This window comes from Huaxiibacter chinensis, from assembly GCF_022171985.1.
GTDB lineage: Bacteria > Pseudomonadota > Gammaproteobacteria > Enterobacterales > Enterobacteriaceae > Enterobacter > Enterobacter chinensis_A.
Genome location: NZ_JAJVHF010000003.1, coordinates 333,424 through 351,295 on the forward strand (window position 1 = coordinate 333,424; position 17,872 = coordinate 351,295).

A 17,872-nucleotide genomic window follows, 5' to 3' on the forward strand; every position below is an offset into this window, starting at 1 on the left:
CTTTCCCGTTCTTCGTGTCATCAACCTGTACAACTGCGATATCATGTACACATCCGACATGATGAATAAACATAATGAATCCTTTCTATTGGGTGATAATCACCATTTTTACCGTAGATGCATTAAGAGAATTATTTGGGGTGTCTACACTTCCGCAGCTGATTGATGTTGTTTCGCTCTCTTTGACCCACTATTTGACGCTGCGGTGATAAGGCCTGGCGGAGACAGAGTGTATTGATTTTTAAAAAGGAGGATGTGGTGTTTGCTGAGTTTGGCGTGCTTAATTTTTGGACTTATTTTGTAGGGGCTTTTTTTATTGTTCTGGTTCCGGGGCCGAACACGTTATTTGTGTTGAAAACGGGAATCGGTCATGGCGTTAAAAAGGGGTATCTTGCTGCGACAGGCGTTTTTATCGGCGACGCGGTCCTTATGTTTCTTGCCTGGGCAGGCGTTGCTGCCATGATTCAGACCACTCCCGTCCTGTTTAATATTGTGCGTTATCTCGGTGCGATGTATCTGCTGTGGCTCGGTGGCAAAATGCTTTGGTCAGTGCTGATGAGGAAAACAGGCACGCAGGAAAGCGGCGCAGAGCCTGCCAGCGCAATCATGAAACGCTCGCTGGTATTAAGCCTGACCAACCCAAAAGCTATCCTGTTTTATGTGTCCTTCTTCGTCCAGTTTATTGACGTGAACGCCAAAAACACCGGCACCTCCTTCCTGATACTGGCGACGACGCTTGAGCTAATAAGCTTTATGTACATGAGCTTCCTGATTTTCTCCGGTGCGTTCGTTACCCGGTATCTTAATACCAGGAAGAAACTGGCAAAGCTCGGAAATGGCCTGATAGGACTGCTGTTTGTAGGATTTGCGGCGCGGCTCGCGTCGCTGCATTAAATGAAAGGCTCCTGCGGGAGCCTTTTTAATGTCTGGCGTAGCTGGAAAACCGCGCCAGACAAGGCTTCACGTTTTACTACTAGCAGCCAAAAGCCATAAAAAGCGGCTAGGGTGTGGACACATTGTGGACACTCTTACCACCATTAGCACCCTTCAGCGGGTTAAGCGAAATCGCGTCCTGCAGGTACTGAGGAGCGAAGTGCGCATAGACCATTGTCTGCGCAATTTTCGTATGACCTAAGATTCTCTGCAGTGTGATGATATTGCCCCCGTTAATCATAAAGTGCGTGGCGAAAGAGTGTCGTAGCGCATGTGTTGCTTGCCCCGCCGGTAAGTCGGGCTTAACTTCTTTGAGGATTCGCCTGAAATCAGCATAACTGGCCTCAGGAAACAGAAAGCCTCGTGCTTTGCCGACTACGTAAGCCGCAACGTCATCAGAGATCGGGACCGTGCGCGGCGTGTTGGTTTTCGTCTTAACGAAAGACACCCGGTTATGAATCACATTCTCCGCCTTCAATCGCGCGGCTTCTCCCCATCTTGCCCCGGTACTCAAACACAAAACCGCGATTTTACGATTATCACCTGAGAGCGCAGCAAGTAAGGCGTCGATTTCCTCAAGAGTGAGATAGCCCGTTTCGGCTGCCTGCTCTTTCAGTTTTTTAAATCCCCTGAATGGATGTTCACCGTTATACAGTTCTGACTCAATCAGGGTAGTGAACATCCCTCCTAGCGTAATCAGGTCGCGATTGATGGTAGTTGGCTTAATACCTTCACCCCTACGTTGAGCACAATATTGCGTTATCAGGCTCTTGGTGATCTGGAAAGCGCATGGGTCACCGGTCATCGTTTCGAAACGCTCAATTTTCCTGAGATACGATTGACCGTGCTCCTCATGTTTACCTTTCAGCTTCCACCACAACTCTTTCAGTTCTGACAATTGGCGTTTGTCCGTTGGTTTTGAAAGCCATTCCTTTGAGTGATGGTTATATTGAATGTGCTTTTCAAAAGCCATCGCCTCGCTTTTCTTGTCGAACTTCCGACGGATGCGTTTTCCGTTACGCCCGCTCGGTCTAATGTCCACTTCATATCGACCATCATCGAGCTTTTTAACAGACATAAAGCCTCCCGATGATGTTACTGCGTACTTCAATTTCCTGATTTAAATAGCAAAAACTCACTGTGCATTTGCTGCACAAAAAAGCGCCGTAAATGGTTAGCCAGTTTTCTGGTCTGAGTGGGGTGACGTTGTTGTCTGCTGCCCAAAGTGCGCGAGAGCCGGTGCAATTTGCCCAGCTTCAGGTGCTATTTGATCAGTCATAAACCACATCGTGTATTTCGTGAAACGAGGGTGCTGGAGAATTTTCATTATGGATTCCACACCTGCATTTTTGGAGCGGCTTTCATAGCTCGAAAGTGAACTATAAGGAACGCCAGTCAAGTCACTGACTTCCCTACGGTTTAGCCTCTCTGACTCCCGCATGAGTTTTAGCTTCTCTGAAACGTGTATTGACATAATTACTCCTATTGCGTAATTTTGTGTTCATGGTATTCATTGTTTTGCATTCGTAGTTACACTAAAGGCAATTATAAGCCATTAAGAGCAATTAAAACGCTAACGGAGAAGTGTACCAGATGAAGAAGACGTTAGAGAGCGCAACTGACGCAGTTCCATATCAGGAGTTTGCACGCCTGATAGGTAAAACCCCGGCGGCCGTAAAAGGGATGATTGAGAAAGGCAAATTACCAATCATTGAAATGACCGACCCACAATCTGCTACTGGAAGAGCTGGGGAGTATTGGGTCTACCTTCCGGCATGGAACAACGGTATGAAGATGGCATATGAAAGCCGTCCTAGAGAGATTCGCGATGGTTGGTTGATGTGGCTCGGCTTAGGGCAACCTTCACGGTAATTAGATTCATCTATTTCATTCAAATTCAATCGAGAAATTGCATGTCAAAACCAATAAAGCATGGCTGCATTCGTCATATCACTAATGGTATGCGGGTGCTGATCGACTTAAAAAGCGTGGCCGCTATCCGTGAGCGCACTGAAACAGCCGACAAAGTTGAGGTGCATCTTACGTCGGGAGAAGTTTTTGAACTTGATGTTGCCTATGAGGAGATTGCAGGTCTGTATCTAGAATTTTTAGCAAAAGAACGTGGGGTTATGGCAAACCCCACCAGTATTTGAGCTTAGTTGATATCTAAAAAGCTTTTATGCGTGACAGGCATTTTAGATTGAACTGCCTCTCTCAACTGGATTGACAGTTTGTTGATTTCCTCAGCCTTCTCACGATTAGAGATCGCATCAGAGGAAGAATTAACCAATGCAATGGCTGATTTTAGAGTGGCAATTAATTCATCATTTTGTTGATTAGTCATGAAATACCTCATGTGATTGGCTTGTTTTTGGCGATTCGATCCTATCACAAGGCCATGTGTCGGGCATGGTTAAAACCCGACTCCCTAAGGAGAATTTATGAAAGAGCCTCGCTGTATTGCACAGTTGCTTCGAAGAGAAAGCCCTAATCCGATCAACTTCACCATCACTCACGGTCGCGGCCGCAAGGGCATAATCATCCGAACCCGTAAGCCGGGCGTTATCGAGAAGGTTCGCCGTCTGGTCAAAAAGAGAGGACTGTGGTTATGACGGTAATGACACTGGACGTGATCCAGAAACAACCAACAGCGCTTCGCGGTCTGGTCTGCAAGTATCTGGCTCAGCCTCGCTGGCAGGACACTTGCGATTTTTACAATCAGATGATGGAGCGGGAGCGTCTTACGGTTTGTTTCCACGCTCAATTAAAACAGCGTCACTCTGTCATGCGCTTAGAGGAAATGACCGAAGCCGATCGTGAGCGTCTTGTTTGCGCGCTTGATGAATTGAGAAATGCATTCGCCGGGCACCGCAAACTTGGCGTGTCGAAAGCAACTTTCATCAGCCGCCTGACCGTTAGCCAAAGGCGATCACTGTTTCTTCATGCGGGACTGACAGAGCAGGAATTTATGATGCCGCACTGGCGTTTGAATGAAGAGGGCTGTTATTGGCGCGACAAACTTTTCCGCGCGCTGCGAGAGCTGTTTAGCCTTTTTGAGTACGCACCAACCATTTTAACCTCGGTAAAACCTGAGCAGTATTTACATTAATTAATCTGGATTCGTTTTATTACGCGCCTTACTGCGTGGGGACTCCTTTTGTCCGGAGATAGGCAAATGCAAAAACAAAATACAGCTCCAGGTGGCATGTTTTCCGCTCTTCTGGAGCAGGCAGTAAACGAAGCACAGCGCGACCTAGCGACACGATTCTCATCTCGATTTGACGGGCTTATCGCTCATATCAGCAAGTCTGAGCTCAATCGTACCGAGATTATCGAGTTATTAGGTCAAGAGTCGGCAAATTTGCACAACGCAATTTTCGATTGAGCAGGCTAACCACTTTTAAAAGGAAGCCAGAATGAGCATACGCATCGAGATTAATAACCAATACGTCATCACCAGTGACCGCTATCAATTCATTTTGCAGGAAAAAAAGACCGCTACATCCGGGAAGAATGAAGGTAAGGAATGGTTGGACGTTGTGGGTTACTACCCAACTATCCCTAAGCTTATCTCAGGCTTGGTATTGCATGATCTTTTGACCAGCGATCTTACTGGCTTCTCAGCTCTGGAAGCTCGGATTGAACGCATCGGGAAGCAATGCCTGGACGCTTTTAAATAATATGTCCAACGAACCTCGGGGGCGTGTTGCCTCCACGCCACCACCACCATTTTTGAAGGGCACCAGTGATTCATTCGTTGGTGCTTATCCCTGGAATAACGTCAACAAAGAGGCTATTGGCCGCGACAGACCCCTTACACGTGCCGAACTCCGTCAGGTGCAAGGTGTTTTAAACCGTATTTACCGTCTGCCATTTTTCCTGCAAACCCTGTTTACATCGCGTTATAACTTCATCCGCCGTAAAAAGAGCCCTTTGGGTGGGCTGTTTTTCCTTAAAAACACGTTTGAGCGCAAGCTGCTGCCGCGTCTTGAGCGTGTTAATGAGCTGTGCGGGATGAATGAATCCGCCTCGATTGGTTTTCTGTCCGAGCGCGACCAGTATGCGCGCTTACCAGATATGAATGACAAAGAACTCAGGAAATTTGCGGCCAGAATTGCCTCTCAGCTCTGGAGCAAATATGAGGAGTTAAGCGACGCATGGGCGGAGGCTCACGGCGGGAAAGAGACACTTTTCACCGATGAAGCTCAGTCGCACCTATATGGGCAAGTGGCCGGTATTGCTCGCGCATTTAACATCACCCCGATGTACTGGAAAAAATACCGTAAGGGTCAGATGACGATCCGCATGGCATTTTCCGCTATTTCACGACTGATAAAAGACGAGTGGTGGGTTAATCAGCTTAAGGCGCAGAGGATGCGCTGGCGCGAGGCGTTGCTCATTGCTGCCGGTGAGGTCAACAAAGACCGTTCACCTTACGCAAGCAAAATGGCGATCCGCGATGTTCACTCGCGCCGCCTGGCTAATCTCGAATACCTGAAATCCTGTGAACTGGAAAACAAAGTCACCGGCGAACGTATCGACCTCATCAGTAAGGTCATGGGGAGTATTTCTAACCCTGAAATACGCCGCATGGAGCTGATGAACACTATCGCCGGGATTGAACGTTACGCGACCAGAGTTGGGGACGTGGGGATGTTTATCACTCTGACCACGCCATCGAAGTATCACCCGACCCGTCAGGTTGGCAAAGGTGAAAGCAAAACGGTGCAGCTCAATCACGGCTGGAACGAAACAGCATTCACTCCCAAAGATGGCCAGCGCTATCTATGTCGAATTTGGAGCCTGATGCGTACAGCTTTCAAAGATAACGATTTAGATGTTTACGGGATGCGCGTTGTCGAACCGCACCACGACGGCACGCCACACTGGCACATGATGCTGTTTTGCAAACCCGGTCAGCGTAAAGCCATTAACGAAATTATGCGTCGTTATGCCCTCAAAGAGGACGGACAAGAAAAGGGCGCGGCAAAACAGCGCTTTGAGTCTCGTCATCTTAATCAGGGCGGCGCAGCGGGTTATATCGCAAAATACATTGCCAAAAATATCGACGGCTACGCGCTCGACGGCCAGCTCGACCACGACACCGGCAAGCCTCTGAAAGATACGGCCGCAGCCGTCACCGCATGGGCGTCTACATGGCGCATCCCGCAGTTTAAACCAATTGGCCTCCCGACAATGGGCGCTTACCGCGAACTGCGCAAGCTGCCTCGCGGCGTGAGTATCGCCAGCGAGTTTGACGACAAGGTCGAGGCCGCGCGAGCTGCTGCAGATGAGGGGGATTTTGAGCGGTACATCATCGCACAGGGTGGGGCAAACATGCCGCGTGATGCTCAGGTCGTCAGGGTCGCCCGTAAGGTGACGGATGAGGTTAACGAGTACGAAGAAGATATCGAGAGGGTGGTCGGTATTTATGCCCCTCACCTCGGGGCTCACCGTGTCCATGAAACCCGTACAGCCGAATGGCGAATCGTTCCAAAGGTTTTGGCCGTTGAGCCTTTGACCTTAAAAAGCGGCTCTGCCGCGCCTCGGAGTCCTGTCAATAACTGTGGAAAGCTCACCGCCGGTAGCGATCCAATTATGACCCCCACACCGTCTGAGCAAGCCGCAGCGGTTTTAAATCTGATTGAGCGCGGGATTATCGACTGGAATGAGCCAGACGTCGTGAAGGTGCTTAATGGTGCGTTGAAAGCTGGTACGCCGCGCAAGAATCGCCAGCAAAGAAGCACTGCGCCGCTCAAAACGAGTGAGCAAGCGCCATCAGCTAGGATGACAAAGCTAGAAAGGGATCGCGTCGCAAAAATTCGCTTAGATCTTATCCAAATTGGTATTAGCCCTAAAAAATGGGTAATTGAAGTTCTTGCTCGTGGAGGGAAGGTAATTTTTGATGGGGATGAGTATTTTTATCCCGACAGAACAGAATTCTCAATCCTTGAATCTTTTTGGGAAGGTAACCAATCATCCCAAATGTAATATGTACATTTTCATAAATGCTTGAGTTTTACTTTTTTTTGCTAGACTATATGCGGGTTTACTAACTAGAACGAGGTGCTTAAAATGGATGGTTTGTGGGAGAAAATTTCATCTTACAATATTTTTAATAATCTTTTTCCTGGAGCTTTGTTTGTGTACCTTTTTGAAAGGGCTTCGCATGTGGTATTATCTACGGAAGATATTGTTAAGAATATTGTTCTTTACTATTTTTTGGGGCTGGTTCTGGGGCGTCTCGGTTCTATTATAATTGAACCTTTGTTCAAGCTTTTCAAATTGGTGAAGTTTGCGCCCTACGATAAGTTTGTTGCAGCCAGTAAGTTGGACAGCAAGATTGATGTATTGCAGGAAGTTGCGAACATGTATCGCACTCTCTTTACAGTTTCTGTTGTCATGCTCGTTAGTCTTTATCTTATGTCGAAAGTGACTGGTGGAAATTATATTTTATCACAAATAGCATGTTCGCTTTTTGCTCTGCTTTTTATAATATCTTATGTGAAGCAAATTCGCTATATTGTAAGGAGAGTAAATAAATTAACAGAACTGCCCTGAGGGCAGTTCAAAAAAATCATTCTTCGATATTGTAGTCACTAACAAATGGGCGAGGCGTAACAGATGTCCAGCCCTGCCTCGATAATTTTCCGTTAAAATAACATTTGTCCAGACCTTCTGTAGCAATAACTTTGACCCCGCGTCGTGTGAATGCGTTAATCACTGCCTGTGAAGGATGTTTGTCAGAACCAGGAGCACATGAAACAAAAGCTGCTATATCCCTAGTTTCTCCTTCCGGAAGTATGTTTCCAATAAGTTTATTGAGAATGCTTGGGCCTATATTTCGCTTACTTCCATGATGCGGGACCTGAATGAATTTCAATGAAGTTGTATCTACAAAATCTATTGCTTTCTCAAGTGCTGTAATACCTGCGTCACCAGTAAAAAGTAGAGTGTGACCATCTAATTCTAATTTCAGAATTACACTTGAGTTATTCTGTGCTGAAGTAGTGTCCTTATCGTCAATTCCTTCATCAGACGCCCATTCAGCTATAATGGTTATGATTTTTTTTGCTTTTTCAACAAAAGCTTCAAATCCCTGTTTGATAAAGCCTGAGCTTGATTCTGCCGCAACTCTTTCGGGCATTCTTGCAAATTCAGGAATTAATGTTTCGTAGTAAGAGTGTATTGGGCCTACTATAACAAGGTTCGCATTGTCCCATGTCATGCCTTGGAATGGTTCTTTAATTTCAATTTCTTTCTTACGTGCAAGTTTTACTGCGTCATAGGCTTTCTGTAAATTTTCTTGCATGCGTCGCGCTATGCTGGCGTCTGTAATTCTGCCATCACGAAATTCTTGTGCTAAATTATCATTGTGTTCCCATGGTTGATGTATCCAAAATTCTCTAACTTCAGCGTTTTCAAGAACCGTTTCTAATCCCCCGACATGGTCTGCATCGGGGTGTGTAGAAATTAACAAATCAATGGTTTTGGTATGGTAGAACTTTTCGAGATGTTCGACGATTTTAGCCCCTGTTGCAGCGTACCCTGCATCAATAACGACTACTTTCTGCTCCTCACGAGTCCCTTCAAGATTTCCCCAGCGTATACATATCGCATCGCCGCTTTTTTTTTCACCAACTGCTAAAAAATCAATCTCATAATTCATCACTTCTCCTAGTTCAAACATTACGCAAGTGCGTTTATTGCCGTGAAGATTAAAAATTATCCATATGATGTAAAAACTTCAATTGTTAGTGTAAAAAAAAATGATCTTGTGCAATTTTATGTGCACATCCTGATTGCATTTTTTTGCATTCATTTCTTAACTTTTTGTGTCCCAAGCTACGCCAGCGCTGGTGCGGCTCGAGGCTCCTGATGCACCTGCATTAAAAGCGACCCATTAAGCGGGCAGGCGTGGCGGGGAAAGCATTGCGCGCCAAGTGTGGTGACAGCATTTAATTTAATACGCCTTTGGGCGTCCTGAGCGCGCTGTCGCTTCGCCGGTCTGCGTCGGGGCTGGCTTATAAATGCGTTGTGTGTGGGGCGTCTAAGGCATTCTGTGATGATGCCGCCCGGAGGCGGCATTTTTGGCGGGATTTATTCTGATTCGAGGCTGTAATCTTTAAAGCGGATCACCTCCATCCCAAGCCAGTCGTTTATCTCTTTAAATCGCTCCTGCAGTGGTGACAGCTCGTTACGGACAAACACCTTTGCCACCTTCTCGACATCCCCCAATGAGCCGATATTCTCTGGCTTGCCGCCCATGAGCTGAAACGGCACGCGATGCGCATCGAGCAGGTCAGCGGCGCTCACCTTTTTGATATTGAAAAAGTCATCCTTGGTGGCGACCTCACTCAACGGGACGATCTTAATCCCGTCCGGTTTTCCGTTGGGCGCGTAGAAAAACAGGTTTTTAAAATTCCCGAGCCCTTTCGAATCACGCATGGCGGAGCGCAGCGACTCAACGTCGGTGCTGCTTTGCGCGGCGTCGGTCACATACATGATGTAACCCGCGTGCGCGCCGTTCTGGTAATACTTGCGACGAAACAGCGTGGCGGACTCATTCAGCCAGGCGGAATTGAGTGCGCTCAGGTATTCCGGCATCCCGTAAAGCTCCTGATTAATATCAGGCTCAAGCAGGTGAAACACCGAGCCGGGCGCGAATTCGTGCGGCTGGGCGTAGTTCGACACGTACCAGTAAGTCCCATCCTCGACGCCACGGCGGGTGTATTTCGCCGGGGAGGTTTCCAGTTTAAAAAGCTGGCCGGTGACGCTCATACGCTTTTCAAGATAGCCGTTGGCGAAGACCAGATAATCGAGCACAAGGCGGCTAAAATCCTGACGCGACAGCAACGGGTGCGGGATGTAGGTGCTCGTGAGAATGTTACGTTTGACGTAAATCGGTGAGCTGTGGTGTACGGCGGCGCGCAGGCTTTTCGCCAGCCCCGAGAAATTGACCGGCGGCTCGTACCATTTCCCGTTATGAATACATTCGACATAGTCGAGGATGTCACGACGATCCAGTACGGGAGAGGGCTCGCCAAAGGTAAACGCCTCCATCTTTTGCGGTGCGCTGGCGGCCATGGTAGTTGTTTTTTTCTGTCGTTTTTTCATCTTAGTTAATATCCAGAATTGAATTGGAGTGCATCCCGCTCCCGGCGGAAAGCGGTTCGTTTAACAGGGCGTGCATGGTCGCCCACGCAATATCCGCGTGGCTGGCTTCCTCGCTACGGCTGGCTTCATAGGTCGAGCTGCGCCCGCTGCTGGTCATGGTTTTACGAATGGCCATAAACGACTGCGTGATGTCGGTTGCACCGGCGTCGTATTCCAGACACCCGCGTCGGATGGTGTCTTTTGCTTTCAGCACCATCGCGGTCTTCATTTCAGGCGTGTAGCGGATAGCGCGTGCTGCTGGGAAGAATGAGCGCACGAGCTGGTAAACACCCTGGCCGATGCCGGTCGCATCGATGCCGATATAGTCGACGGTGTATTTTTCAGTGAGTGACCTGATGGCCTCGGCCTGCGCCGCAAAATCCATCCCTTTCCACTGGTGACGCTCAAGGATGCGGAACTTGCCCCCTGCGACCAGTGGCGGAGCCAGTACCGCGCAGCCTGCGCTGTCGCCGGTGTGTGACGGGTCATAGCCAATCCAGACCGGGCGCCAGTTAAACGGACGGTCGGCAAATTGTTCGAAGTCCTCCCACTCTTCCATCGCATCGACCATGCAGCGCTGCAGCTCCTCGAACGGGAATACCGACGCCTTGTCGTCGACGAACTCGCACATAAACAGATTGCGGAAATCGTCGGCACTGTTTTCCTGTTTCAACTGATCCAGATTGAATAGGGTGCAGCCCCCGGCGAGCGCGTCCTCGATGGTGACAATCTGCCGCCACTGCCCATCCGGGCACAGCACGCCACCGGCGAGCGCCTTGTGGCTGATATCAATGTCGACCCGTTCGTCGCGGTTGCTGCGCCCCCGGTTAAACAGCTCACCTGACCAGAACGGATAAGCCCCGTGCGCCAGTGTGGACGGCGTCGAGAAGTAGGTGGTGCGCAGGTGCGACTGTGACGCCATACCCGAGGCCACTTTGCGCAGGCGCTGGAAGTTGGGAATCCAGAAAATTTCATCGACATACAGGTCGCCGTTATGACTCTGCGCGGTGTTGGAGTTGGTGCCGAGGAAAATCAGCTCTGCGCCGTTGTTACCGATGACAATCGGGTCGCCTGACAGGTCGACGTCGACCAGCCGCGCAAAGGCGATGATGTACTTACGGAACACATAGGCCTGTGTTTTACTCGCCGACAAAAATATCTGGTTTTGCCCGGTTTTCAGGGCGCGCAGCAAAGACTCACGCGCAAAGTAGAACGTCGCGCCAATCTGACGCGATTTTAGGATGTGACGGATACGGTGCTCAAGCCCGGCCCTGTGCCAGTTGAGCTGATACTCAAACGACTGGTCGAGGAAAATCTCCTCCAGCTTTTCGATAGCCTCCTCGCTGAAATAGTTACGTTTCGGCTTTTTGCGATCCCCTTTGTTACGGCTCGCAATGTTGGGATTTAAATCCACTTCATTTCCGGTCTGGCCGTAGCGGTTGATGCGCGCGAACCGTTCCATCTGGCGCGACAGAAAATCAGCGACCTTAAAGTCATGCGGCGTCAGGTCTGGCTTTGCGTAGAGCTGAATGAGCCTCGCCTCAAGCGTCGTTTCCACGCGGTTGAGCGGCGCGGTTTCTTCCCACCCGTCGCGCTGCTTCCAGCTCTGCACCGTCGGGCGCTTTACCTGCAGCGTGTCGGCGATTTGTGGCACGGAAAATCCCTGCCAGAACAGCAGGCGCGCCTGTCTTCGTGGGTCATTCAGCAGTGATAAATCAGTCGATATTGTCATTCTCACCTCGTTTTGATGTCGCGAGGAAAGGCTATGGAAATGGACATGATTTATCGCTAAGCCCCTGTTGTGTCAGATCTAATCGGATCTTAAGCGGTGGCTGATGCGGGTCGGAGTCGGGAAACTAACCCCGAACCGAAAACCCAACATCAGGACACCTGAACAATGGCAAAGAAAGTTTCTAAATGGTTTCGCATCGGCGTCGAGGGCGACACCTGCGATGGCCGTGTCATCAGTGGCGCTGACATTCAGGATATGGCGGACACCTTCGACCCGCGTGTCTATGGCTGTCGCATTAACCTCGAACATCTGCGCGGCATCCTGCCCGACAGCGTGCTCAAACGTTATGGCGACGTGACCGAAGTGAAAGCCGAGATCATCAGCGATGACTCGGCGCTGAACGGCAAGAAAGCGCTGTTTGGCAAAATCGCGCCGCTCGACGAGCTGGTGAGCATGGTGAAAGCCGGGCAGAAGGTTTACACCTCGATGGAGATTCGCCCGAACTTTGCCAACAGCGGCAAATGTTACCTCGTGGGCCTCGCCGTCACCGATGACCCGGCAAGCCTCGGCACTGAATATCTCGAATTCTGCAGCCTGGCGACGCAGAACCCGCTCGCCGGTAAAAAAGCCCATCCTGACGACCTGTTTTCCGTTGCCACGCTGGCGGCGCTGGAATTTGAGGATGTTCCCGACACCGTACTCAACAGCCTGACTGACAGGGTTAAGGCGATTTTCAGCCGCAAACAGGCCACTGACGATGCGCGTTTTGCTGATGTGCATGAAGCGGTGACGGAAGTCTCTGAAATGGTGCAGACAAACCTCACCGCCACCGACAGCCGCGTTACTGAGTTGGAAACCGCGTTTGCGCAGTTTAAGCAGGACGTGACCCGCAAGGCAGACGAAAGTGCGCAGGCGTTTAACTCCCTGAAAAGCTCCCTCGATAACACCGAAAGCCAGCGCCAGCCGCGCCGTGAGAAGTCGAAAGGCGGGACGGGCGACGAGCTGCTGACCAACTGCTGATAACGCGCCGGGCGCTGCCCGGCCTGATACCCCATTTTTAGAAAACAGGAATAACAATGCGTAAAGAAACCCGCTTTAAATTTAATGCCTACATGTCCCGCGTGGCGGAGCTGAACGGTGTCGAAGTTGACGACGTGGCGAAGAAATTCACCGTCGAGCCGTCCGTGACGCAAACCCTGATGAATACCCTGCAGGTATCATCCGCGTTTCTGACCAAAATCAACATCGTGCCGGTCGATGAGCTGAAAGGCGAAAAGGTCGGGGTTGGTGTCAACGGTACGATTGCGAGCACCGCCGACACTGCCGGTGATGACGAGCGTAAGACCGCCGATTTCACGGCGCTGGAATCCAACAAATACGAATGTGCGCAAATCAACTTTGATTTCCATATCCGTTACAAACAGCTCGACTTGTGGGCACGATTCCAGGACTTCCAGACCCGTATCCGTGACGCGATTATCAAACGCCAGTCGCTCGACTTCATCATGGCCGGTTTCAACGGTATCGAGCGCGCTGAAACCTCCAACCGCAAAAACAATCCGATGCTGCAGGATGTCGCTGTGGGCTGGCTGCAGAAGTACCGCAATGAAGCCCCGGCGCGCGTAATGTCAAAAATCACCGACGCAGACGGCAAGGTCATTTCTGATGTGATCCGCGTGGGGGAGAACGGCGACTATCAAAACCTCGACGCGCTAGTCATGGACACCACGACCAACCTGATTGACGAGATTTATCAGGATGACCCGGAGCTCGTCGTCATTACCGGTCGCAAGCTGCTCGCTGACAAATATTTCCCGATCGTCAACAAGACGCAGGAAAACAGCGAAACGCTGGCCGCTGACATCATCATCAGCCAGAAGCGTATCGGCAACCTGCCTGCCGTGCGCGTGCCGTATTTCCCGGCGAATGCGCTGATGGTGACACGTCTCGATAACCTGTCGATTTACTTCATGGATGACGCGCATCGCCGCGCCATCATCGAGGAGCCGAAAAAGGACCGCATCGAGAACTACGAATCAATGAATGTTGATTATGTGGTCGAGGCTTACGCCGCCGGTTGCCTGATTGAAAACATCACCCTCGGCAAATTCGCTGCACCTACAGACCAGAACGGCGGAGAGTAAACCATGACGAGCCCCGCAGCGCTTCACATGATGCGGGTCTCGGCCTCTGAAACTGCACGGCAGGCTGTTGCCCCGCTGCGCAATGCAACTGCCTACGAGCAGATGCTGGTTAAGCTGGCCGCAGACTGTCGCACGTTAAAACAAATCCGATCCACTGAGCGCAAGGCAGAGAAAAAGCGCGAGCTGCTGCCGTTCTATCTGCCGTGGGTGGCGGGTGTCCTTGCGAATGGCAAGGGCGCGCAGGATGACATTGTCATGACCGTCATGCTCTGGCGTCTTGATGCGGATGATATCGCCGGTGCGCTGGAAATCGCCCGTTACGCGCTGACGTATGGTCTGACGATGCCGGTCGGCGGTCATCGCCGCACTACGCCGTATCTGCTCGCCGAAGAGGTGGCACTTGCTGCGCAGCGTCTGCGTGACGCTAAACAGTCACCTGAGCTGGCGCTGCTGCTCGATACCCTCGCGCTGACTGAGCGTGCGGATATGCCCGACATCGTTCGCGCGAAGCTGCACAAAATCACCGGCTACCTGCAGCGTGACGCAGGAGAGCTGCCCGAGGCACTGGCGCACTTGCAGCGTGCGATCCAGTTAGAGCGAACTATCGGCGTGAAAAAGGATATCGAACAGATTGAGCGCCAGCTCAAGCCTAAACCCGAACCCGCACCGAAAACGAATAAACCCCGCACGCGCAAGCCTGCTGCTAAACCGGCGGCACGGCGCGGACGTCCACCAAAGGCGGCAAAAGCCGCAGGTTAACCGAACGCTCCCCGAGCCGGGCGGCACGCCGGTCAATGCGGGTATTAATTGCCCTGACTGCGACCGGCGTCCACCGCCCACCTATTTTTTGAGGTTGTCATGACGACACTGATTATTGAGCCCAAAACAACGCCGCAGGACGTGCCGGGCGTGGTGATACCGCCGCCGGGCGAGAGCGAGCCGGTGATTAAAAATACGGGCTTTTTTCCTAATGTCGATCCGCAGCGCGTGCGCGAAGAAATGCGACTGGAGCAGACCGTGTCCCCTGTGCGACTGCGCCGGGCGATTAAGACCGCCATCGCGGAGACGAACGCGGAGCTGCGCGACTGGCGCGACCTGCAGCTCGACGCCGGTCATGCCACGCTCGCGGATGTTCCTTCCGACGAGCTCGACGGCGAAAGCGTGCGTTGCTTCCACTACTTTAACGCCGTGTGCTCGATGACGACCGCCACGCTTTACGAGCGTTATCGCGGCGTGGATGCGACCAGCAAGGGCGATAAAAAGGCCGACAGTATCGACAGCACCATCGATGAGATGTGGCGGGATATGCGCTGGTCAGTGGCGCGTATCCAGGACAAGGCGCGCTGTATCGTGGGGCAAATCTGATGAAGGTCTATGCGATGCAGGGCGACACCCTCGACGCGATGTGTGCGCGCTATTACGGGCGCACGGAGGGCGTCGTCGAGACGGTGCTGCAGGCGAATCCGGGTCTGTCGGAGCTGGGCGTCATCCTGCCGCACGGCACGGCGATAGAACTGCCCGAGACCGACAGCGCACCGAAAATCGAAACGGTGAATCTATGGGACTGAGCATGGAAAAAATCACGACGTTTATCGCCTACTGGCTGGCCGTGGGGCTGGCGTACTTCGGGGCGATGTCGCCCGAGAAAATGGCGCTTTATGTGGGTAGCGGTTGCGCCATTTTTACCGCGCTGACGAATCTGTGGTTTAAGCGCAAAACCTATCGCTATCTGACCTCGCTCGGGCTGGATAAGGGGGCGATGCGTGAGCTCAATCATTAAACGCTGCAGTGTGGCCGCCGTGCTGGCGCTGGCCGCACTGATGCCTGACTTTCGTCTGCTTAACACCTCGCCCGAGGGTCTGGCACTACTCGCTGACCTCGAAGGATGTCGCCTGACGCCTTACCAGTGCAGCGCGGGAGTGTGGACGTCAGGCATCGGCCACACTGCCGGTGTCACCCCGAAAGGGGAAATTACCGAGCGACAGGCGGCGGCGAACCTTGTCGCGGATGTGCTGAACGTCGAGGAGCGTCTCGCCGTTTGCGCGCCGGTTGAAATGCCGCAGCAAGTATATGACGCGCTGGTGAGTTTCTCATTCAACGTGGGTACCGGCGCGGCGTGTCGCTCGACACTGGTCTCGTTTATCAGGCGTCATCAATGGTGGCAGGCGTGCGACCAGCTCACCCGCTGGGTGTTTGTGAATGGCGTCAGAAACAAAGGGCTTGAGAACCGCCGTGCGCGGGAAAGGGTTTACTGCGTTAAGGGGATGCAATGAAAGCGCTGATTATTCTGCTGGTCGGGCTGTTCGCTGTGGTGCTGTGGCTGCGCCACGATAACGCGAATTTATCCCGCTCCTTTGAGCGAGCGAACCGGGTCGCCAGTGAGCAAAAGACGACGATCGGGATGCTGAAAAATCAGCTTTCTGTGTCGCAACGCATTGCCAGGACGAATGAAGCCGGTCAGGTCAGGCTCGCGGATGAACTGACCGCTGCCGGTGAGCTGGCGGCAAGACGTGAAGAAACGATAACGAGGCTGATGAATGAAAATGAAGAGCTGCGCCGCTGGTATCGCGCTGACTTGCCTGATGCTGTGCGCCGGTTGCACACCCGCACCGCCTGCGCCTCCGCCGGGCATTGTTTACAACGCCTGCCCGAAGGTGAGCCTCTGCCCGATGCCGGGAAGCGACCCCGTCACTAACGGCGACCTGAGTGCCGATATTCGCAGGCTTGAGGGCGCGCTGACTGCCTGCGCGCTCAAAGTCGAAACCGTCAAAGACTGTCAGGACAAACTCGATGAAGAAAGCACACAGCCTGCGCCAGGCGTTAACTGACGCCGTACCGCAGATAAAAACGAATCCCGAAATGATGCGCATCTTTGCCGATGATGGGAATATTGATGCGCGGCTTGCAGCCTCGCTGTCACACGAAAAGATTTACACCCTGAATGTGATCGTGTGTGATTTTGTCGGCGACCCTGATTTGATTTTCGTGCCGGTGGCCGTGTGGCTGCGAGAGAATCAGCCGGACATTTGCACCACGGATGAGGGGCGCAAAAAAGGTTATCGATTCCAGATGGATTTGAACGACGGCGACAGTGTTGATATCAGTATCAGCCTGCAGCTCACCGAGCGAACCCTCGTCAGGGATGAGAACGGCGCGCTGCACGTCAGTTATGCGCCTGAGCCGCCATTGCCTGAGCCGGTCACACGTCCGACCGAGCTCTATATCAATGGCGAGCTGGTGAGCAAATGGGATGAGTGACTTTAAACCTTTTGACGATAAGCTGGCCGGGCTGATTGGTGCGCTGTCACCAGCGGCACGGCGGAAGCTGGCCGCAGAAATTGCGAAAGAGCTGCGCAAATCACAACAGCAGCGCATCAAACAACAAAAAGCGCCAGATGGTACGCCGTACAAGGCGCGAAAGCGTCAGCCGCTCAGGGGAAAATCGGGGCGAATCAAACGTGCGATGTTTCAGAAGTTGCGCACGGCTCGTTATATGAAAGCCAGTGGCCGCAATGATGCTGCCGTGGTGGAGTTTACCGGCAAGGTGCAGCGTATCGCGCGAATTCATCAGTACGGGCTTAAGGACAGGCCAAACCAACACAGTCAAGATCTACAGTATCCAGAGCGCCGGTTGTTAGGATTCAGCCAAGAAGATAAACATGTCATAGCGGCACTTATTATTAAAAATTTCAGATGAAATCAGTAATCCCACTGAATTAGTTGAGAAAGAGTGTGATCGCATTTGATGCAATTCGTGATGTTTTTTCTTTAAAAGTTGTATCTTTGCACCTAAACTGCTCTTATTAGAGAAATTATCTGTGAGAATGGTTATGAATTGACCGCTTTATAAGTTTGTTTAGATACGGATGCTATAAAACGTTTCTAGCAACTAGATGGTGGGGGAATG

27 protein-coding genes are annotated in these 17,872 nt (G+C 51.5%); 21 read left to right on the plus strand and 6 right to left on the minus strand.

Features of this window, described 5'->3' with window-relative positions; translation table 11 throughout:
• Positions 1-74 precede the first annotated feature (74 nt).
• Together LZP96_RS24215 and leuE are read left to right on the plus strand one after the other, a co-directional pair.
• A complete protein-coding gene (locus LZP96_RS24215) occupies positions 75-209 on the plus strand; it encodes a KPN_01571 family protein (protein WP_374230104.1) in 135 nt (44 codons plus the stop codon).
• A gap of 49 nt (positions 210-258) precedes the next feature.
• Positions 259-894, plus strand: a complete 636-nt coding sequence (gene leuE / locus LZP96_RS10460; protein ID WP_064326341.1) for a leucine efflux protein LeuE — start codon at positions 259-261, stop codon at positions 892-894.
• A gap of 106 nt (positions 895-1,000) precedes the next feature.
• On the opposite strand, the gene LZP96_RS10465 is transcribed toward leuE, so the two are convergent.
• Both LZP96_RS10465 and LZP96_RS10470 read right to left on the minus strand, forming a co-directional pair.
• Positions 1,001-2,011, minus strand: coding sequence for a phage integrase (locus LZP96_RS10465; RefSeq protein ID WP_258925944.1), 1,011 nt, complete (start codon positions 2,009-2,011; stop codon positions 1,001-1,003).
• A 96-nt stretch (positions 2,012-2,107) separates the two neighbouring features.
• Positions 2,108-2,407, minus strand: a complete 300-nt coding sequence (locus tag LZP96_RS10470; protein ID WP_032665606.1) for a helix-turn-helix domain-containing protein — start codon at positions 2,405-2,407, stop codon at positions 2,108-2,110.
• 119 nt (positions 2,408-2,526) lie between these two features.
• On the opposite strand from LZP96_RS10470, the gene LZP96_RS10475 reads away from it, so the two are divergent.
• Together LZP96_RS10475 and LZP96_RS10480 are read left to right on the plus strand one after the other, a co-directional pair.
• Positions 2,527-2,805: a regulatory phage cox family protein gene (locus LZP96_RS10475; RefSeq protein WP_032665605.1), complete on the plus strand. Its 279-nt coding sequence runs from the start codon at positions 2,527-2,529 to the stop codon at positions 2,803-2,805.
• Positions 2,806-2,846: 41 nt separating this feature from the next.
• Positions 2,847-3,086: a hypothetical protein gene (locus LZP96_RS10480; protein ID WP_000042568.1), complete on the plus strand. Its 240-nt coding sequence runs from the start codon at positions 2,847-2,849 to the stop codon at positions 3,084-3,086.
• A gap of 2 nt (positions 3,087-3,088) precedes the next feature.
• Here the strand turns inward: LZP96_RS10480 and LZP96_RS10485 are convergent, their stop codons facing one another.
• Positions 3,089-3,277 carry a hypothetical protein gene (locus LZP96_RS10485; protein WP_000184654.1) on the minus strand — a complete coding sequence of 63 codons (189 nt, stop codon included), beginning with the start codon at positions 3,275-3,277 and terminating at the stop codon, positions 3,089-3,091.
• Positions 3,278-3,374: 97 nt separating this feature from the next.
• Here LZP96_RS10485 and LZP96_RS10490 point away from each other — a divergent pair, with 97 nt between their 5' ends.
• From LZP96_RS10490 to LZP96_RS10515, 6 genes are all read left to right on the plus strand, one after another.
• Positions 3,375-3,545 (plus strand): hypothetical protein, encoded by a 171-nt coding sequence (locus LZP96_RS10490; RefSeq protein ID WP_000662667.1) that lies wholly within the window; start codon positions 3,375-3,377, stop codon positions 3,543-3,545.
• Positions 3,542-4,042: a phage replication protein B gene (gene repB / locus LZP96_RS10495; protein ID WP_258925947.1), complete on the plus strand. Its 501-nt coding sequence runs from the start codon at positions 3,542-3,544 to the stop codon at positions 4,040-4,042. Before LZP96_RS10490 ends, repB begins: the two co-directional genes overlap by 4 nt.
• 66 nt (positions 4,043-4,108) lie before the next feature.
• Positions 4,109-4,318, plus strand: coding sequence for a DUF2732 family protein (locus LZP96_RS10500; RefSeq protein WP_258925948.1), 210 nt, complete (start codon positions 4,109-4,111; stop codon positions 4,316-4,318).
• Positions 4,319-4,349: 31 nt separating this feature from the next.
• Positions 4,350-4,613 carry a DUF5405 family protein gene (locus LZP96_RS10505; protein WP_258925949.1) on the plus strand — a complete coding sequence of 88 codons (264 nt, stop codon included), beginning with the start codon at positions 4,350-4,352 and terminating at the stop codon, positions 4,611-4,613.
• Between the two features lies 1 nt (position 4,614).
• Entirely contained in the window at positions 4,615-6,924 is a 2,310-nt protein-coding gene (locus LZP96_RS10510; RefSeq protein ID WP_258925951.1) for a replication endonuclease, read from the plus strand.
• 84 nt (positions 6,925-7,008) lie between these two features.
• A complete protein-coding gene (locus LZP96_RS10515; RefSeq protein WP_211438167.1) occupies positions 7,009-7,494 on the plus strand; it encodes a phosphohistidine phosphatase in 486 nt (161 codons plus the stop codon).
• 16 nt (positions 7,495-7,510) lie between these two features.
• Here LZP96_RS10515 and LZP96_RS10520 read toward each other — a convergent pair whose 3' ends face one another.
• The 3 genes from LZP96_RS10520 to LZP96_RS10530 form a co-directional block, all read right to left on the minus strand.
• Complete coding sequence (locus LZP96_RS10520) at positions 7,511-8,602, minus strand: ComEC/Rec2 family competence protein (protein WP_258925952.1); 1,092 nt, start codon at positions 8,600-8,602, stop codon at positions 7,511-7,513.
• A 431-nt stretch (positions 8,603-9,033) separates the two neighbouring features.
• Complete coding sequence (locus tag LZP96_RS10525) at positions 9,034-10,050, minus strand: phage portal protein (RefSeq protein WP_181826451.1); 1,017 nt, start codon at positions 10,048-10,050, stop codon at positions 9,034-9,036.
• A gap of 1 nt (position 10,051) precedes the next feature.
• Positions 10,052-11,821, minus strand: coding sequence for a terminase ATPase subunit family protein (locus LZP96_RS10530; protein ID WP_258925954.1), 1,770 nt, complete (start codon positions 11,819-11,821; stop codon positions 10,052-10,054).
• A gap of 165 nt (positions 11,822-11,986) precedes the next feature.
• On the opposite strand from LZP96_RS10530, the gene LZP96_RS10535 reads away from it, so the two are divergent.
• From LZP96_RS10535 to LZP96_RS10585, 11 genes are all read left to right on the plus strand, one after another.
• The gene (locus LZP96_RS10535) at positions 11,987-12,841 is read left to right on the plus strand and encodes a GPO family capsid scaffolding protein (protein ID WP_258925956.1); all 855 of its coding nucleotides are present in this window, start codon (positions 11,987-11,989) and stop codon (positions 12,839-12,841) included.
• A 56-nt stretch (positions 12,842-12,897) separates the two neighbouring features.
• Complete coding sequence (locus LZP96_RS10540; RefSeq protein ID WP_181826448.1) at positions 12,898-13,965, plus strand: phage major capsid protein, P2 family; 1,068 nt, start codon at positions 12,898-12,900, stop codon at positions 13,963-13,965.
• A gap of 3 nt (positions 13,966-13,968) precedes the next feature.
• On the plus strand, positions 13,969-14,724 hold the full coding sequence (locus LZP96_RS10545; protein ID WP_181826447.1) for a phage terminase small subunit: 756 nt from the start codon (positions 13,969-13,971) through the stop codon (positions 14,722-14,724).
• 99 nt (positions 14,725-14,823) lie between these two features.
• Positions 14,824-15,330: a head completion/stabilization protein gene (locus tag LZP96_RS10550; protein ID WP_258925957.1), complete on the plus strand. Its 507-nt coding sequence runs from the start codon at positions 14,824-14,826 to the stop codon at positions 15,328-15,330.
• A complete protein-coding gene (locus tag LZP96_RS10555) occupies positions 15,330-15,533 on the plus strand; it encodes a tail protein X (RefSeq protein ID WP_258925958.1) in 204 nt (67 codons plus the stop codon). The genes LZP96_RS10550 and LZP96_RS10555 overlap by 1 nt, the downstream gene beginning before the upstream one ends.
• Positions 15,524-15,745: a phage holin family protein gene (locus LZP96_RS10560; protein ID WP_258925962.1), complete on the plus strand. Its 222-nt coding sequence runs from the start codon at positions 15,524-15,526 to the stop codon at positions 15,743-15,745. The genes LZP96_RS10555 and LZP96_RS10560 overlap by 10 nt, the downstream gene beginning before the upstream one ends.
• The gene (locus LZP96_RS10565) at positions 15,729-16,238 is read left to right on the plus strand and encodes a lysozyme (protein ID WP_258925963.1); all 510 of its coding nucleotides are present in this window, start codon (positions 15,729-15,731) and stop codon (positions 16,236-16,238) included. The genes LZP96_RS10560 and LZP96_RS10565 overlap by 17 nt, the downstream gene beginning before the upstream one ends.
• The gene (gene lysB, locus LZP96_RS10570) at positions 16,235-16,660 is read left to right on the plus strand and encodes an Rz-like lysis system protein LysB (protein WP_258925965.1); all 426 of its coding nucleotides are present in this window, start codon (positions 16,235-16,237) and stop codon (positions 16,658-16,660) included. Before LZP96_RS10565 ends, lysB begins: the two co-directional genes overlap by 4 nt.
• Positions 16,548-16,793 (plus strand): Rz1-like lysis system protein LysC, encoded by a 246-nt coding sequence (lysC, locus tag LZP96_RS10575; protein ID WP_258925967.1) that lies wholly within the window; start codon positions 16,548-16,550, stop codon positions 16,791-16,793. Before lysB ends, lysC begins: the two co-directional genes overlap by 113 nt.
• The gene (locus LZP96_RS10580; protein ID WP_258925968.1) at positions 16,756-17,223 is read left to right on the plus strand and encodes a phage tail protein; all 468 of its coding nucleotides are present in this window, start codon (positions 16,756-16,758) and stop codon (positions 17,221-17,223) included. Before lysC ends, LZP96_RS10580 begins: the two co-directional genes overlap by 38 nt.
• Entirely contained in the window at positions 17,216-17,662 is a 447-nt protein-coding gene (locus LZP96_RS10585; protein ID WP_258925969.1) for a phage virion morphogenesis protein, read from the plus strand. The genes LZP96_RS10580 and LZP96_RS10585 overlap by 8 nt, the downstream gene beginning before the upstream one ends.
• Positions 17,663-17,872: the final 210 nt, after the last annotated feature.

What these genes read in the sequence shown, in the direction of transcription:
- LZP96_RS24215 (WP_374230104.1), top strand. Translation starts at nt 75, where the DNA reads ATGAATCCTTTCTATTGGGTGATAATCACCATTTTTACCGTAGATGCA.
- LZP96_RS10465 (WP_258925944.1), bottom strand. Translation starts at nt 2,011, where the DNA reads ATGTCTGTTAAAAAGCTCGATGATGGTCGATATGAAGTGGACATTAGA.
- LZP96_RS10470 (WP_032665606.1), bottom strand. Translation starts at nt 2,407, where the DNA reads ATGTCAATACACGTTTCAGAGAAGCTAAAACTCATGCGGGAGTCAGAG.
- LZP96_RS10475 (WP_032665605.1), top strand. Translation starts at nt 2,527, where the DNA reads ATGAAGAAGACGTTAGAGAGCGCAACTGACGCAGTTCCATATCAGGAG.
- LZP96_RS10480 (WP_000042568.1), top strand. Translation starts at nt 2,847, where the DNA reads ATGTCAAAACCAATAAAGCATGGCTGCATTCGTCATATCACTAATGGT.
- LZP96_RS10485 (WP_000184654.1), bottom strand. Translation starts at nt 3,277, where the DNA reads ATGACTAATCAACAAAATGATGAATTAATTGCCACTCTAAAATCAGCC.
- LZP96_RS10490 (WP_000662667.1), top strand. Translation starts at nt 3,375, where the DNA reads ATGAAAGAGCCTCGCTGTATTGCACAGTTGCTTCGAAGAGAAAGCCCT.
- repB (WP_258925947.1), top strand. Translation starts at nt 3,542, where the DNA reads ATGACGGTAATGACACTGGACGTGATCCAGAAACAACCAACAGCGCTT.
- LZP96_RS10500 (WP_258925948.1), top strand. Translation starts at nt 4,109, where the DNA reads ATGCAAAAACAAAATACAGCTCCAGGTGGCATGTTTTCCGCTCTTCTG.
- LZP96_RS10505 (WP_258925949.1), top strand. Translation starts at nt 4,350, where the DNA reads ATGAGCATACGCATCGAGATTAATAACCAATACGTCATCACCAGTGAC.
- LZP96_RS10510 (WP_258925951.1), top strand. Translation starts at nt 4,615, where the DNA reads ATGTCCAACGAACCTCGGGGGCGTGTTGCCTCCACGCCACCACCACCA.
- LZP96_RS10515 (WP_211438167.1), top strand. Translation starts at nt 7,009, where the DNA reads ATGGATGGTTTGTGGGAGAAAATTTCATCTTACAATATTTTTAATAAT.
- LZP96_RS10520 (WP_258925952.1), bottom strand. Translation starts at nt 8,602, where the DNA reads ATGAATTATGAGATTGATTTTTTAGCAGTTGGTGAAAAAAAAAGCGGC.
- LZP96_RS10525 (WP_181826451.1), bottom strand. Translation starts at nt 10,050, where the DNA reads ATGAAAAAACGACAGAAAAAAACAACTACCATGGCCGCCAGCGCACCG.
- LZP96_RS10530 (WP_258925954.1), bottom strand. Translation starts at nt 11,821, where the DNA reads ATGACAATATCGACTGATTTATCACTGCTGAATGACCCACGAAGACAG.
- LZP96_RS10535 (WP_258925956.1), top strand. Translation starts at nt 11,987, where the DNA reads ATGGCAAAGAAAGTTTCTAAATGGTTTCGCATCGGCGTCGAGGGCGAC.
- LZP96_RS10540 (WP_181826448.1), top strand. Translation starts at nt 12,898, where the DNA reads ATGCGTAAAGAAACCCGCTTTAAATTTAATGCCTACATGTCCCGCGTG.
- LZP96_RS10545 (WP_181826447.1), top strand. Translation starts at nt 13,969, where the DNA reads ATGACGAGCCCCGCAGCGCTTCACATGATGCGGGTCTCGGCCTCTGAA.
- LZP96_RS10550 (WP_258925957.1), top strand. Translation starts at nt 14,824, where the DNA reads ATGACGACACTGATTATTGAGCCCAAAACAACGCCGCAGGACGTGCCG.
- LZP96_RS10555 (WP_258925958.1), top strand. Translation starts at nt 15,330, where the DNA reads ATGAAGGTCTATGCGATGCAGGGCGACACCCTCGACGCGATGTGTGCG.
- LZP96_RS10560 (WP_258925962.1), top strand. Translation starts at nt 15,524, where the DNA reads ATGGGACTGAGCATGGAAAAAATCACGACGTTTATCGCCTACTGGCTG.
- lysB (WP_258925965.1), top strand. Translation starts at nt 16,235, where the DNA reads ATGAAAGCGCTGATTATTCTGCTGGTCGGGCTGTTCGCTGTGGTGCTG.
- lysC (WP_258925967.1), top strand. Translation starts at nt 16,548, where the DNA reads ATGCTGTGCGCCGGTTGCACACCCGCACCGCCTGCGCCTCCGCCGGGC.
- LZP96_RS10580 (WP_258925968.1), top strand. Translation starts at nt 16,756, where the DNA reads ATGAAGAAAGCACACAGCCTGCGCCAGGCGTTAACTGACGCCGTACCG.
- LZP96_RS10585 (WP_258925969.1), top strand. Translation starts at nt 17,216, where the DNA reads ATGAGTGACTTTAAACCTTTTGACGATAAGCTGGCCGGGCTGATTGGT.